Source organism: Aeromonas sp. R6-1 (genome assembly GCF_040908165.1).
GTDB lineage: Bacteria > Pseudomonadota > Gammaproteobacteria > Enterobacterales > Aeromonadaceae > Aeromonas > Aeromonas caviae.
In genome coordinates, this window is the sequence record NZ_JBFODF010000038.1 from 19,328 (window position 1) to 32,157 (window position 12,830).

The window sequence follows — 12,830 nt, forward strand, 5'->3', positions numbered from 1 at the left end:
GATATCGTCGGGGACTGGTGTGTTGACCATCATCAGGCCGAATCCGTTACAAGTGGTTGTGACCTTCATGATGTGGCTCCTTGTGATTGGCTTGCCGCCACGTCGTCAGGAACTATGTTCGCCATCATCAGGCCGATGGTGCGTTCATCCGCCCTGGCACCGTCCAGCTCGCCGACGATGCGGCCATCGGCGATGACCAGAATGCGGTCGGAGAGGCTCATGATCTCGTCCAGCTCCACCGACACCAGCAGCACCGCCTTGCCCTTGTCGCGCATGGCGATGATCTGCTGGTGGATGTACTCGATGGCGCCGATGTCGACGCCCCGGGTCGGCTGGCCGACCAGCAGCACATCCGGGTCCTGCTCCACTTCTCGGGCGATCACCAGCTTCTGCTGGTTGCCGCCGGAGAAGTTGGCGGTCTTGTGCTCCGGGCTCGGCGGGCGCACGTCCCACTTGTCCATCTTGGCCTGGCAATCCTGGCGGATTGCCTCCTTGTCCTGCAGCCAGCCCTTGTTGTACTGGGCACGGCGGTGATAACCGAGGATGAAGGCCTCTTTCGCCTCGAAGCGGTTGATGAGCCCCATCTTGTGCCTGTCTTCCGGGATGTGGCCGAGGCCGAAGTTGCGCACCTGCTCCGGATCGGCCGGGTGGCTCTGGCTCACCTCGTGGCGCTGCGCCCCGGCGATGGTGAAGCCGCCCTTGCTGGGCTTGAGGATGCCGCCGAGCATGCTGAGCAGCTCGGACTGGCCGTTGCCGGAGACCCCGGCGATGCCGACCACTTCCCCCGCCCGCACCTCGAAGCTGACGGATTTGACCCGTTCCACCCCGGCGTCATCGACGTAAGAGAGGCCCTCGACCTTGAGCTTGGCCTCGCCCGGCTGGGCGGTGCGCTTGTCGACCTTGAGGCGCACCTTGCGGCCCACCATCAGCTCGGCGAGCTGCTCCTTGTCGGTGTCTTTGGTGGCGACATGGGCCACCATTTCACCCCGGCGCATGATGGAGACCTGATCCGTGATGGCCAGGATCTCCCGCAGCTTGTGGGTGATGAGGATGACGGTCGCCCCCTGATCCCGCAGCTTTTTCAGCACCTCGAACAGGTGATCCGCCTCTTGCGGGGTCAGCACCCCGGTGGGCTCGTCGAGGATCAGGATGCGGGCACCGCGATAGAGCGCCTTGAGGATCTCGACCCGCTGTTGCAGGCCCACCGGCAGATCCTCGACCTTCTCGTGCAGCGGCACCTCGAGACCATAGTCCCGTGCCAGCTCGCCCAGCAGCTTCTCGGCGGCCGCCAGGCTCTTGCCCAGGCGCCAGCCGTTCTCGGCCCCCAGGATGACGTTTTCCAATACGGTAAAGTTGTTCACCAGCATGAAGTGCTGGTGCACCATGCCCACCCCGGCGGCAATCGCATCTTGGGAGCCATGGGGTTTGAACGGATTCCCGTCGATCAGCATCTCGCCTCTGTCGGCGTGGTAGAAACCGTAAATGATGCTCATCAGGGTCGACTTGCCGGCGCCATTTTCGCCGACGATGCCGTGAATGCTGCCTTTACGAACCTGAAGGTCGATCTGCTTGTTGGCGTACACGTCGCCGAACCGCTTATCGATACCCCTTAATTCGATGGCATAGCGATCTGTCTGGTCCATGATGCAGTCCTTGCGGGTCATGAAGTAGAGACTAAAAACCGGCCCGTGCGGGCCGGTCATCACTGGTTGAGAGTCGTAGCAGGGACTCAGTACTTGCAGGAGTTGTCGCTCATGTAGTCGTGCACCTTGATCTTGCCGGCGATGATGTCGGCCTTGATGCTCTCGACCTTGGCTTTCATTTCCGGGGTGATCAGCTTGGCGTTGTTCTCGTCCAGCGCCCAGTCAACCCCGCCTTCGGCCAGACCCAGGGACTGGATGCCCGGCTTCCAGCTGCCCTTGGCGGCGTCATCCCAGCTCTTGTACGCGGCCAGACCCACGGACTTGACCATGGAGGTCAGCATGGTGCCCGGTTGCAGGTGGTTCTGGTTGGAATCCACACCGATGGCCAGCTTGCCTTCGTCCTTGGCAGCCTGATAGACACCGATACCGGTGCCACCGGCGGCGGCATAGACCACATCGGCGCCCTTGGCGAACTGGGACTTGGCCAGTTCTGCACCCTTGGCCGGGTCGGCGAAGGCTGCCGGGGTGGAGCCGGTCATGTTCTGATAGACGTCGATCTTCGGATTGATGTACTTGGCGCCTTGCTCATAGCCGCACTGGAACTTGCGGATCAGCGGGATGTCCATGCCGCCCACGAAGCCGACCTTGCCGGTCTTGGAGGCGATGGCCGCCAGGGCACCCACCAGGAAGGAACCTTCATGCTCCTTGAAGATGAGGGACTGGACGTTCGGCTTGTCGACCACCATGTCGATGATGGTGAACTGGGTGTTCGGGAACTCGGTGGCTACTTTCTCTACCGCGGAACCCATGTTGAAGCCGACGGCGACGATGGGGCCGTTGCCACGGCTGGCCAGACGACGCAGGCCCTGCTCGCGCTGAGCTTCGTTCTGGGGTTCGAACTCCTTGACCTTGACGCCTTTGTCCTTGTTGTAGACTTCGACGCCGTTGCGGAACACGGCTTCGTTGAAGGACTTGTCGAATTTGCCTGCGGTGTCATAGATGACGGCGGGCTCGGAGGCTGCCTGGGCGGACAGGGCAGCGAGGGTGAGGGCGGCCACGGTGGCCAGCTTGAGCACTTTAGTCACGATCGTATCCTTGATTGTTATGTGAGGGTCCACAACCTGTCTTGGCAGGTCATAAAGCACGCTGGCTAACTGTAAGTGAGCCAGCCCGTTGGTCAAGGGGATCATAGAGGAAAAACGTTTGCGTTAACGGTTTGAAATATAAGCAAATTGCCTTATAAGTGTTTGTTTTATGGTGTTTTTGCAGAATTAAATTCCGAGATTAATAGGGCTCGATCGACATTTTTGTTTGGATTCATGACGTTAGGCGCAACCGTTTTCCTCCCCTGATGAAAAAACTGGCTTCCATCGGCACCAGCCCTGCGGCCTCATCGACGCCACGTTGGCGGGCGGGCTGGCCCCCGGCTGCTCACGGCTTGGTCTCTGGCGGCTCAGGCCGTATAATCCCCGCCTGTATAAATAAACAGGAGTGGTGATGGACGTTTCAACCCTGCTCGACGGGCTCAATGACAAGCAAAGAGACGCGGTGGCGGCCCCCCGTTGCAACCTGCTGGTGCTGGCCGGTGCCGGCTCGGGCAAGACCCGGGTGCTGGTGCACCGTATCGCCTGGCTGATGCAGGTGGAACGCTGTTCACCCTTCTCCATCATCGCGGTCACCTTTACCAACAAGGCGGCGGCCGAGATGCGCGGCCGGGTCGAGAAGGTGATCGGCGACGGCGTGCGCGGCATGTGGATCGGCACCTTCCACGGCATCGCCCACCGCCTGCTGCGGGCCCACCATCTGGATGCAGGGCTGCCGCAGGATTTCCAGATCCTCGACTCCGACGACCAGTACCGCCTCATCCGCCGGGTGCTCAAGGCGCTCAACCTCGACGAGAAGCACTGGGCCCCGCGCGCCGTGATGGGTTACATCAACGGCAAGAAGGACGAGGGCTTGCGCCCTGGCGACATCGACCTCTACGGCGACCCCGTCACCCGCACCTATCAGCAGATCTACAAGACCTATCAGGAGACCTGCGATCGCTCCGGGCTGGTGGACTTCGCAGAACTCCTGCTGCGCGCCCACGAGCTGTGGCTGAACAAGCCGCACATCCTCGAGCACTACCGAGACCGCTTCCAGAACATACTGGTGGACGAGTTTCAGGATACCAACGGCATCCAGTACGCCTGGCTGCGGATGCTGGCCGGCGACACCGGCAAGGTGATGATCGTCGGCGACGACGACCAGTCCATCTACGGCTGGCGCGGCGCCAAGATAGAGAACATCCAGCGCTTCCTGACCGACTATCAGGGCGCCGAGACCATCCGCCTCGAGCAGAACTATCGCTCCACCGCCAATATCCTGAAAGCCGCCAACAGCGTCATCGCCAACAACGCGGAGCGCCTCGGCAAGGAGCTGTGGACCGAGGGGGCCGAGGGCGAGCCGATTTCGCTCTACGCCGCCTTCAACGAGGTGGACGAGGCCCGCTTCGTGGTCGGTCGCCTCAAGGACTGGAAGGAGAAGGGGGGCCTGCTCACCGACTGCGCCATCCTCTATCGCTCCAACGCCCAGTCCCGGGTACTGGAAGAGGCGCTGATGCAGGACGCCATGCCGTATCGCATCTACGGCGGCCTGCGCTTCTTCGAGCGTCAGGAGATCAAGGATGCCATGGCCTACCTGCGCCTCATCAACAACAGAGGCGACGACGCCAGCTTCGAGCGGGTGGTCAACACCCCGACCCGCGGCATCGGCGATCGCACCCTGGAGATCCTGCGCAACAACGCTCGCGATCAGGGCCAGAACCTGTGGCAGTCCGCCAAGACATTGCTCAATGACAAGGTGCTGACCGGCCGCGCCGGCAACGCGGTGCGCGGCTTCGTCGAACTGATCGACGCGCTGGAGGAGCAGGTCTCCCTGCTGCCCCTGCATCAGCAGGCGGACATCGCCATCCAGCACTCCGGCCTCAAGGCCATGTATCTCGCTGAAAAAGGTGAGAAATCCCAGGCACGGGTGGAGAACCTGGACGAGTTGGTCACCGCCTGCCGTCAGTACCAGCGCCCGGACGAGTTGGAAGACATGAGCGACCTTTCCGCCTTCCTCGCCCACGCGGCGCTGGAATCCGGCGAGAATCAGGCGGACGAATACGCCGATGCGGTGCAGCTGATGACGCTGCACAGCGCCAAGGGGCTGGAATATCCCCTGGTGCTGCTGGTCGGCGTCGAGGAAGGCATGTTCCCCAGCCAGCAATCCACCGAGGAGTCGGGGCGGCTGGAGGAGGAGCGCCGCCTCTGTTACGTCGGCATGACCCGCGCCATGGAGAAGCTCTACATCTGTTATGCCGAGAGCCGCCGCATCTATGGCCGCGAGATGTTCCACAAGCCGAGCCGCTTTATCCGCGAAATGCCCGCCGAGTGTCTGGAAGAGATCCGGCTGCGCACTCAGGTCAGCCGCCCCACCCAGTACGGCCGCTTCAGCCAGAACGAGGTGCAGCAGAGCTTTGACGCCAGCGGCATCAAGCTCGGCCAGCGGGTGCTCCATCCGAAATTCGGGGAAGGCATAGTGCTTAACTTCGAAGGGGTCGGCCAGCAGAGCCGGGTGCAAATCCAGTTCGACGACGTCGGCGCCAAGTGGCTGGTGACGGCGTATGCAAGATTGGAAGCGCTCTGATTTTTCCCGCTCTTGATGTAACCAACCCGGCTTAGGCCGGGTTTTTATATCAACCATCGCAACAAGCTTAAAGACACGATTACCACATAATCTTCGACATTTGCCCCTAAACCCCTAGGGGCTTAGGCAAGATAATCAGCATTGTGTTTAAAAAAGACAATAACTCATGTAAAGTGTATAAAAATGACGCTTAGCTAAGGGCCTAGAAGCCCTTAAGTTCTAACGGGAGGTTCGTATGAGTAACTTGTCTTATGTGTTGGGCAAGGTTGGTTTTGCCACCATTCCCAACAAAACACTGAAAGATGCTATAGACGCTATTCAGGAGAAGCTGAGAAGGCAGTATCCTGTTATTGGTGCTATGACAACTATTGAATACAACCAAATTGAATTTAGTGGAGCTGGCTCACCTCAAACAGTCACTATATCTCATCCTGTTCTTGTTATGACAGATGCAGATCGTGTTTTTGGTTTTAGGTTGACACCAGACTCCTTATTTGTACATACGACATCATATGTTACGTATAAAGATTATATTACTAAGTTTACTGAAATAATTGACTCCATTACTTCTGTAATAGAGCTCACTCATGTTAACTTTATCGGCATGAGATATATCAATAAATATCAATGGGACAACCAAGCTGGTTTTAGTAATTTTGTTAAACGTGGCGAATTTCTTCAGCCTGAGCTTCTTGGTTTGCTACGAGCTGGTGGCAACATGACATCTGCTTTTTTGTCAGAGAATAAAAGACTTGTTGTCAATAGTGGAGTGACGATCGACTCTGTAAAATATCCTCACGATGTTTTCGAATTGGTTAGAGACTTCATGATTGAAAATGAGGTGAAATCAGGTCCATGGGCACATCTTGATTTTGACAGTTTTGAACCATTTGAGAAAATGATCCCTTATAATATTAATACTATAATAAACTGCTTCAGTTTACTGCATGACAACATAAAACGAGCATACTTAGACATTACTGTAAATTAACACCGGAGATAATATGGCATACGTCAACTACTCAACAGCACCAAGAGGAAGACATATTCCTTACGAGGAGAGTGGTATGCATAATGGTGGATTTTGTAAAACTGAGTCATTCGATATCGGTAAAGATATTTTTACCGGTTCAAATAGCATGGATATTACAAGAAGAGTGCGGCAGCAACAAACTTCTTCATACACTCACATTATCCAGAAAAGTATTTTTATAATTACTTTGGCGGTAGGTTCATCTGTTATACCAGTGACCTCATCTGCGCCAAAACTAGATTATGGCTATGGACAGAATGCTATAAAAAAGAGCATAGGAAATAAAACCTACGCAGCCGTTCAGCCATCTGAAAAAAAGGATGCATTGGACGACAATATAATTAAAAAATCTTTTTCATTAAAAGATTCTTTTGGTTTTTCAAAAATAGCTCAATGGGCTTCTGTTCTTAATGTTGAAAGAAAGACTATATATGATTGGCAGAAAAATCCAAAAAAGAATGTACATGAGAGAATCGCCAAGAGAATTGAAGCCTTAGATGTTCTTCACGAAGACATGCTAGAACCACATCGTAAATATCTGGCCCTATTCAGTTTTGGGAAATATTCTGATCCAATACTTAAAAATGCCTTAATTGAAGAGCCAATGGATAAAGAAAAACTTTTAGAAAGTTATGATCGTCTATTTGTTAAATTTGATGGACTAGCCGTAAGAAAAAGCTTGGAAATAGGTTAAGTTCTCAAAGGGGGGAGTGATGTCTGTTACACATGAATGTTTAACTTCCGAATCTCATAACAGAGAGGGGTGGATTAAATCTGGATGGAGCAGGGGGGTTTTTATTAGCCTGAATGATAACGCCCATCTTAAGGATATTATCCCCGCTGAGATTTTATCTTATGTAGAGAAAAAGGAATCTATTTACCTTGTTCCAGTAACTTACGACTGCGCACTTGTTGACGAGGATTTCTCTCGTGAACCATGGGCTCAAATTATCCTTCTATGGAAGGCAGATAATGAAAATGGAAATTTTAAATTCGGCAAAAACCCAAGAGTTATTCAAATACCAGTCAACATCGGTAGCAACATTGAGCATTATGAGGCTCAAGCTATTGGAATTTGCCATGTCAAACGGGACACTCTACTACGTTCGAACATAGATAAAACTCGAACGCTCTCCCCAAAATTTTTAAAAATTGTCTTAGGTTGGTGCGCGGCACGTATTACTCGTTCTGTTTTCCCTGACTCATGGAACAATAGACTAAGTAAATCAAAGAAAATTTTTGAGAAAATATGGAATGATGACACGTTCAACAGTTTAATTAGTGGTGTTTATATTAATGCAATACCATTTAATGAACAGGCTGATGATAAATTTTATGACGCCAATGTTATACTTTGTTTTGATACCGAACAGCAGGAAGTAAATCTGCGAAAGTACAAAGATAAGTTTGAGCAACAACATATAGAGATGATAAGTGGTGCATTTAAAACCACCTTGAATATAAACTTGAAATCTGTCAAAATTCTTGCCGACACGGAATTTACAAAGAGCATGGAACGAGATTTCCATCTACTAGATTTAGAGTACTTTAGTTCTAAAGAATAATTGTTAACGAAAACTCAGATTAAAATTTTCATTATTGGTATCCCGACAACGCTTGGTCAATGTTGATGGCTAGACTATCGTGCATGCAGTCAAGAAATATTCCAATCCCTTCTGGCCGATCTGCCACTTACATTAGGTAAACATGCTTGAGTGGGTTGCTCTAAATATCAACAGATGGCCGAGTTAATCCACGACCACCTATATAATACGCGACAACGTCAGCCTATCACTTAACCAACTTGCTCTCCATCACCCCTTGCTTGCCCTCCTCTTCACAGACCTGACTCGGCTTGGAACGTGCCATCAGCAGACCCATCTTGACCTCCTGCCAAACTCAACAGTTTTTGCCCGCCTCGGCACTGAGGGTCTAGGTGGTATCGTACTCCGGCTTGTGATAGCTGCGGCAGCCCCGCACCCTCTGTTTTGGTTGTAAGAAAGACAAATAAAGGTTCGCATGGAGCCTTGCTGGCACGCAACCGCTCAGGTTGATGCTGATGTGACGGGATTCAATATTTCGACAATTAACGGACATGGCGTACCGCTTTGACGCTGAAACCAGCCAAGGCATACTGCCCCGTCACCAGATGGGAGTCATTGATGTCTAAGTGGATGCCGACACTGCGCCGGATGGGGAGCTGGCTTTTGCGAAAAACGGCGCTGGCGTTGCTGACCAGCCTGCTGTTTCTGATTTCGTTTACCCTGTTCCAATACGCTTCCTGGTGGCCTGCACTGGCCGAGGATACGTCTCTCGAATGGAGCGGTTTCTCCCAAGGGCGGACCTTTGCCGAGCTGGTCCCTGCCATGCTGGAGTTTAGCGCTGTGCTCGCCTCTGCTTTCTTGCCCCTGTTTTTGCTGACGCCCCGCCCGCTGTTGCTGCCGCTCTTTGCCGGGCTCTGGTTGTGGCAGACCTATGACATCGCCTTTATGACGGCAACCGCGTCGACCTGGCTGCCCCACGAGATCATCTGGACCTTTATCCTGCCCCACACCCACTGGCTGCTGCTCACACTGCTGGCGCCATTGCTGCTGATCCGCCAGCTTGGCAGGCGGCTATTTGCTGATACATCGGCAACACAGGCAGGGGGCGTCATCCTGGACGACGGACAGTAGCCAGAGGGGGCGATTGATGACGCGATCGTCCGATTACGCTTCGCTAATCGAACCTACACGCTGCATACAGGTATCGTGGCCGAGAGGCACAAACTCCAGGTTCCCGCCTGTCGGGCTCACCGCAACTGAAACGCCTTGACGAGAAATTCGATAAAGAGCCGTACGTTGCGGGACTGCTCCTTGTGGAAGGGGTAGACGGCGAAGAGGGCGTGGGGGTCGGGTTGCCAGTCGGGGAGCAGTTTGACCAGGGTGCCGTCCGACAGGTCGTTCGACACGAATTCATCCGGTACCAGGATCACCCCGAGCCCCTGCACCGCCGCCTGTTTCAGGGCGATGCCGTTGTTGGCGCAGAAGCGGGCGGGGGGCAGCTCCACCGCCACGCTCTCCGCGTCCCGGGTGAAGAACCACTTGTTGGGGGAGGAGGAGAGGCTGTAGCGCAGGCAGTTGTGGCCCTTGAGATCCGCCGGGTGGGCGGGCTGGCCCGCCTCCTTCAGGTAGTCGGGGGCGGCGCAGAGCACCCGCTGCACCTCGCACAGGGGTTTGGCGCGCAGGGTGGAGTCCTCCAGGGTGCCTGCCCCCCGGATCACCACATCCAGCCCCTGATCCACCAGATCCATGTAGGCGTCGCTCAGGATCACCTCGATGCCGATTTCCGGATAGCGGCGCTGGAACGCGCAGACAAGGGGGTTGAGGCGGATCAGCCCGTAGGACATGGGCATGCCGATCCTCAGCCTGCCCCTGGGGGTGAAGGAGGCGGCCATGATGGACTGGTCGGCGGCCTCCAGGCTGTCCAGCACGGCGCATATCTGGCCGTAATAGGCCATGCCCGATTCGGTGACGCTAAGTCGCCTGGTGGTGCGGTTGATCAGCGCAATGCCGAGAAAGGCTTCCAGCTCGTTAATGTTCTTGCTGACCGCCGCCTGGGAGAGGCGCAGGTCGTCCGCCGCCGCCCTGAAGGTGCCCATTTCCACCACCCGGCGAAAGACGTTCAGCGCCGTGATCTTGTTCATCCTGCCCCCGTTAATTCACTACTGGTAAATGATGGCGCCATCATTGCGCACTTTTATCACAATAGTGCGGATCCCCGGGGTGTCCACCCCCCATCCCCCGCCAGACAGAGAGTTGCCCGCGGTAGAGCGGCCCGGATCATGGCCCTCCGGGGCGTGGCGGGCCCGGCAGAGACGCAGACGAAAGAGAGGCGATGAGCCCCGGACACCCCGGCCCGTGACGACAGGCATAGCAGGCATAAAAGCAGGCGGCAGGGCCCGGGCCCCGCCGCCAGATGGCACGCACCGGCTTACTGCACCTTGCCGGGGGCGGGGGGCAGGGTAATGCCGACATCGGCCCAGGGGTTGGTGCCGAGCAGCTGCGCGTGGGGCACGTCCGCCTGGTAGCGCATGGTGAACGCTTTGGGTCCGTGGGCGAAGGCCACCAGCAGCCCCTGTTTTGCGTCCATCAACCCGGCGTGCATGCCGAGCCCGTGATAGCTGATCCGCACGGCCTTGTCCTCCAGGCCCACCCTGTCTATCTGGAAGCGGGCGATGCTGCCGTCTTTGAGGGTAAAGCCCCAGCGGAAGGGGCCGCCGCTGACCACCGTCATCACCTCGTCGATGTCGGTGCCGTCCTCGGCGGAGTTGACGTGCATGCGGCCATATTTGCCGAGCACGGCGCTGCGGGTGCGCTCGTCCAGCGCCATCAGGTCATAGACCTTGGGGTAGGGGCCGACGCCTGTCTCCTCGGTGGCGACGCCGCCCCCTTGCACCGCGGGCGCGCGCCCTGCGAGCCTGGCCTGCTCCAGCAGCTCCCCCTGACTCAGGTTGAAGGCCGAGATCAGGGCGCCGTGCTCCGCTTTGGTCAACGCGCGGCGGTGGGAGGCTTCAAGCAGCGGCCTGGCGGCCTCGGGGATGTCGACGGTGACCACGTTGACGCCGATGGGGTTGAGCGCGTTGTTGACCGCCTCGACTCCGGTCACGGCGGGGCGGCCATCGCTGAACTGCACCGAGACGATGTCACCGGCGAAGGTGTTGAAAGAGAAGGCCGAGGCGAGGGTGCCGGCCAGCAACGGGATAGGGGTGAGTTTCATACAAGACTCCTCGTTAAGGTTCGAGAAGCAGTCTAGGGCGGCGATGTGTTCACTGAAATGACACTCGGATGATATGAAAATTCACTGACAGTAATGAATCGTGGGGATCAGGGTCGTCGGCCCGCCCTGGGGGAGAGCACCCTCTGCCAGGGGGGGTGAGCCCGGTTGACGCAACGGGGTCCTGCTTGTGGTATGACTCTGGACGTTACTCATCAGAACCTGTCGGAGGACGAGACAATGCTGGCGTTGATCACCATGGCGCACCACACCTGCTACCCCAATCCCATCGCCTTTCGGGCCGGAGAGCGGGTGCGCATCGGCCACGAGGACGACGAGTTTCCGGGCTGGGTGCGCACCTTTACCGCAGACGGCAACGAGGGGTGGGCGCCCCTGTCCCTGCTGACCCCGATCAGCGCCGAGGAGGCGCAGGCGCGCCAGGACTATACCGCCCGGGAGCTGGATGTGGCGGTGGGGGAGCGGGTTCGAGTGGATCGGGAGCTGGCAGGCTGGCTCTGGGTTCACAACGAAGCGGGGCAATCAGGCTGGATCCCGGCCAGCTGCATCGCCTCGCCCTCATAAGGTGGCAGCGGCTCGGAGAAGGAGTAGAGCGGAGAGAGAAACCCGGCCAGCGACGGGGCGTGCGGCCGGGTGAATTGTAAAGAGTAGGGTGACGGAAAACGGGATCAGCCTAGTCTAATCAACTCGATGGGGGCGTAGCGCTCCTGGCTGTTCGTCAGCAGCACGCACTTCTCATGCTCGGCCTGATAGGGGGTCAGGTTGTCGGTGTGCGCCTCCTTGAGGGTGTCGACTGCGCCAGTGGCGGCAATCATCACCCGTTGGCCCAGGGTCAGCACATTGCGGTTTCGATCGTAGATCTTCATGGCATTCTCCTTGTGGGATGGGTGCCCCGGCCCGTGCCGGGGCAACGGGCTCCAGACTACGCCCCTCGAAAAACGAGATGCCTGTCACAGATCAAAAAAAGGGGAAAGAGGGACTCGGTGCGGCGACGGGGCGCGGCGCTCTGGTCTCGCTGCCCGCCGGTGATCGCCACCGCCTGTCGCAGGGCAGGGAGGACGCCCTCGCTTTTCATCCCCTCGGGCTCGAACTGCAAGGGGGATGCGCTATAGTGGAGCCGCTCGTTTTACTGCCTTCAACCAACCGAGAGTGCATTATGAATCGTGATATCGCAGCCCAGTTCATCAAGATGCTGACCAACCTGGACCAGTGTCTGGCCAAGGCCGAGGCCCACGCCGAGGCGAAGAAATTCAACGTGGACAACTTCTTCAATGAGCGCCTCATCGTCGACATGCTGCCCCTGAGCAAGCAGGTGCTGATCTGCTGTGACAGCGCCCGCGCCGTGGTGGCCACCGCCAGCCTGAGCGAGCCGCCGGTGCTGGGGGATGATCCCAAGACCATGGCGGATCTGCGCGCCCACGTGGCCAAGACTATCGCCTACCTGCAAGGCAAGCTGGAGGCGGATTTCAGCCAGTACGCGAGCGGCCACTACTACCCCTACTGGGCCGGTGGCAAGGGGATGGACGGCCATAGCTGCGTCCACGAGTACGGCATCCCGAACTTCTACTTCCACCTCACCATGACCTATGCCCTGCTGCGCCAGGCCGGGGTGGATCTGGGCAAGCGGGATTACCTGGGTGGTCTGAACCTGCAATAAACCGCGCTTCAGCGACGACAAAGCCTGCCCCCTGGCAGGCTTTGTCGTTTTCGGC

12 protein-coding genes are annotated in these 12,830 nt (G+C 56.9%); 7 read left to right on the plus strand and 5 right to left on the minus strand.

What is annotated here, in order from left to right:
- Window positions 1-65: 65 nt before the first annotated feature.
- Together AB5Y68_RS10935 and AB5Y68_RS10940 are read right to left on the minus strand one after the other, a co-directional pair.
- On the minus strand, window positions 66-1,643 hold the full coding sequence (locus tag AB5Y68_RS10935) for an ABC transporter ATP-binding protein (RefSeq protein ID WP_368207151.1): 1,578 nt from the start codon (window positions 1,641-1,643) through the stop codon (window positions 66-68).
- 86 nt (window positions 1,644-1,729) lie between these two features.
- Window positions 1,730-2,728: a BMP family protein gene (locus AB5Y68_RS10940; RefSeq protein ID WP_041212138.1), complete on the minus strand. Its 999-nt coding sequence runs from the start codon at window positions 2,726-2,728 to the stop codon at window positions 1,730-1,732.
- Between the two features lie 412 nt (window positions 2,729-3,140).
- On the opposite strand from AB5Y68_RS10940, the gene uvrD reads away from it, so the two are divergent.
- From uvrD to AB5Y68_RS10965, 5 genes are all read left to right on the plus strand, one after another.
- Window positions 3,141-5,312 carry a DNA helicase II gene (gene uvrD, locus AB5Y68_RS10945; RefSeq protein ID WP_368207153.1) on the plus strand — a complete coding sequence of 724 codons (2,172 nt, stop codon included), beginning with the start codon at window positions 3,141-3,143 and terminating at the stop codon, window positions 5,310-5,312.
- A gap of 235 nt (window positions 5,313-5,547) precedes the next feature.
- Window positions 5,548-6,303, plus strand: a complete 756-nt coding sequence (locus AB5Y68_RS10950; protein WP_080769945.1) for a TIGR04255 family protein — start codon at window positions 5,548-5,550, stop codon at window positions 6,301-6,303.
- 13 nt (window positions 6,304-6,316) lie between these two features.
- Complete coding sequence (locus tag AB5Y68_RS10955) at window positions 6,317-7,039, plus strand: hypothetical protein (RefSeq protein ID WP_152610175.1); 723 nt, start codon at window positions 6,317-6,319, stop codon at window positions 7,037-7,039.
- Between the two features lie 19 nt (window positions 7,040-7,058).
- Complete coding sequence (locus AB5Y68_RS10960) at window positions 7,059-7,910, plus strand: hypothetical protein (protein ID WP_152610174.1); 852 nt, start codon at window positions 7,059-7,061, stop codon at window positions 7,908-7,910.
- Window positions 7,911-8,507: 597 nt separating this feature from the next.
- Window positions 8,508-9,020, plus strand: coding sequence for a hypothetical protein (locus tag AB5Y68_RS10965; RefSeq protein ID WP_080769944.1), 513 nt, complete (start codon window positions 8,508-8,510; stop codon window positions 9,018-9,020).
- 116 nt (window positions 9,021-9,136) lie between these two features.
- Here AB5Y68_RS10965 and AB5Y68_RS10970 read toward each other — a convergent pair whose 3' ends face one another.
- Window positions 9,137-10,030 (minus strand): LysR family transcriptional regulator, encoded by an 894-nt coding sequence (locus AB5Y68_RS10970; RefSeq protein ID WP_039039537.1) that lies wholly within the window; start codon window positions 10,028-10,030, stop codon window positions 9,137-9,139.
- Between the two features lie 287 nt (window positions 10,031-10,317).
- Window positions 10,318-11,103, minus strand: a complete 786-nt coding sequence (locus AB5Y68_RS10975) for a hypothetical protein (protein WP_039039536.1) — start codon at window positions 11,101-11,103, stop codon at window positions 10,318-10,320.
- Between the two features lie 237 nt (window positions 11,104-11,340).
- On the opposite strand from AB5Y68_RS10975, the gene AB5Y68_RS10980 reads away from it, so the two are divergent.
- Window positions 11,341-11,682, plus strand: a complete 342-nt coding sequence (locus AB5Y68_RS10980) for an SH3 domain-containing protein (RefSeq protein WP_039039535.1) — start codon at window positions 11,341-11,343, stop codon at window positions 11,680-11,682.
- 104 nt (window positions 11,683-11,786) lie between these two features.
- On the opposite strand, the gene ydfZ is transcribed toward AB5Y68_RS10980, so the two are convergent.
- On the minus strand, window positions 11,787-11,984 hold the full coding sequence (gene ydfZ / locus AB5Y68_RS10985) for a putative selenium delivery protein YdfZ (protein WP_039039534.1): 198 nt from the start codon (window positions 11,982-11,984) through the stop codon (window positions 11,787-11,789).
- 290 nt (window positions 11,985-12,274) lie between these two features.
- On the opposite strand from ydfZ, the gene AB5Y68_RS10990 reads away from it, so the two are divergent.
- Entirely contained in the window at window positions 12,275-12,775 is a 501-nt protein-coding gene (locus AB5Y68_RS10990; protein WP_039039533.1) for a DUF1993 domain-containing protein, read from the plus strand.
- Window positions 12,776-12,830: the final 55 nt, after the last annotated feature.

Bases quoted from the DNA above. Each gene is read 5' to 3' on its own strand.
- AB5Y68_RS10965 (WP_080769944.1), top strand. From the start codon at position 8,508: ATGTCTAAGTGGATGCCGACACTGCGCCGGATGGGGAGCTGGCTTTTG.
- AB5Y68_RS10970 (WP_039039537.1), bottom strand. From the start codon at position 10,030: ATGAACAAGATCACGGCGCTGAACGTCTTTCGCCGGGTGGTGGAAATG.
- AB5Y68_RS10955 (WP_152610175.1), top strand. From the start codon at position 6,317: ATGGCATACGTCAACTACTCAACAGCACCAAGAGGAAGACATATTCCT.
- AB5Y68_RS10975 (WP_039039536.1), bottom strand. From the start codon at position 11,103: ATGAAACTCACCCCTATCCCGTTGCTGGCCGGCACCCTCGCCTCGGCC.
- AB5Y68_RS10990 (WP_039039533.1), top strand. From the start codon at position 12,275: ATGAATCGTGATATCGCAGCCCAGTTCATCAAGATGCTGACCAACCTG.
- AB5Y68_RS10950 (WP_080769945.1), top strand. From the start codon at position 5,548: ATGAGTAACTTGTCTTATGTGTTGGGCAAGGTTGGTTTTGCCACCATT.
- AB5Y68_RS10980 (WP_039039535.1), top strand. From the start codon at position 11,341: ATGCTGGCGTTGATCACCATGGCGCACCACACCTGCTACCCCAATCCC.
- uvrD (WP_368207153.1), top strand. From the start codon at position 3,141: ATGGACGTTTCAACCCTGCTCGACGGGCTCAATGACAAGCAAAGAGAC.
- AB5Y68_RS10960 (WP_152610174.1), top strand. From the start codon at position 7,059: ATGTCTGTTACACATGAATGTTTAACTTCCGAATCTCATAACAGAGAG.
- ydfZ (WP_039039534.1), bottom strand. From the start codon at position 11,984: ATGAAGATCTACGATCGAAACCGCAATGTGCTGACCCTGGGCCAACGG.
- AB5Y68_RS10935 (WP_368207151.1), bottom strand. From the start codon at position 1,643: ATGGACCAGACAGATCGCTATGCCATCGAATTAAGGGGTATCGATAAG.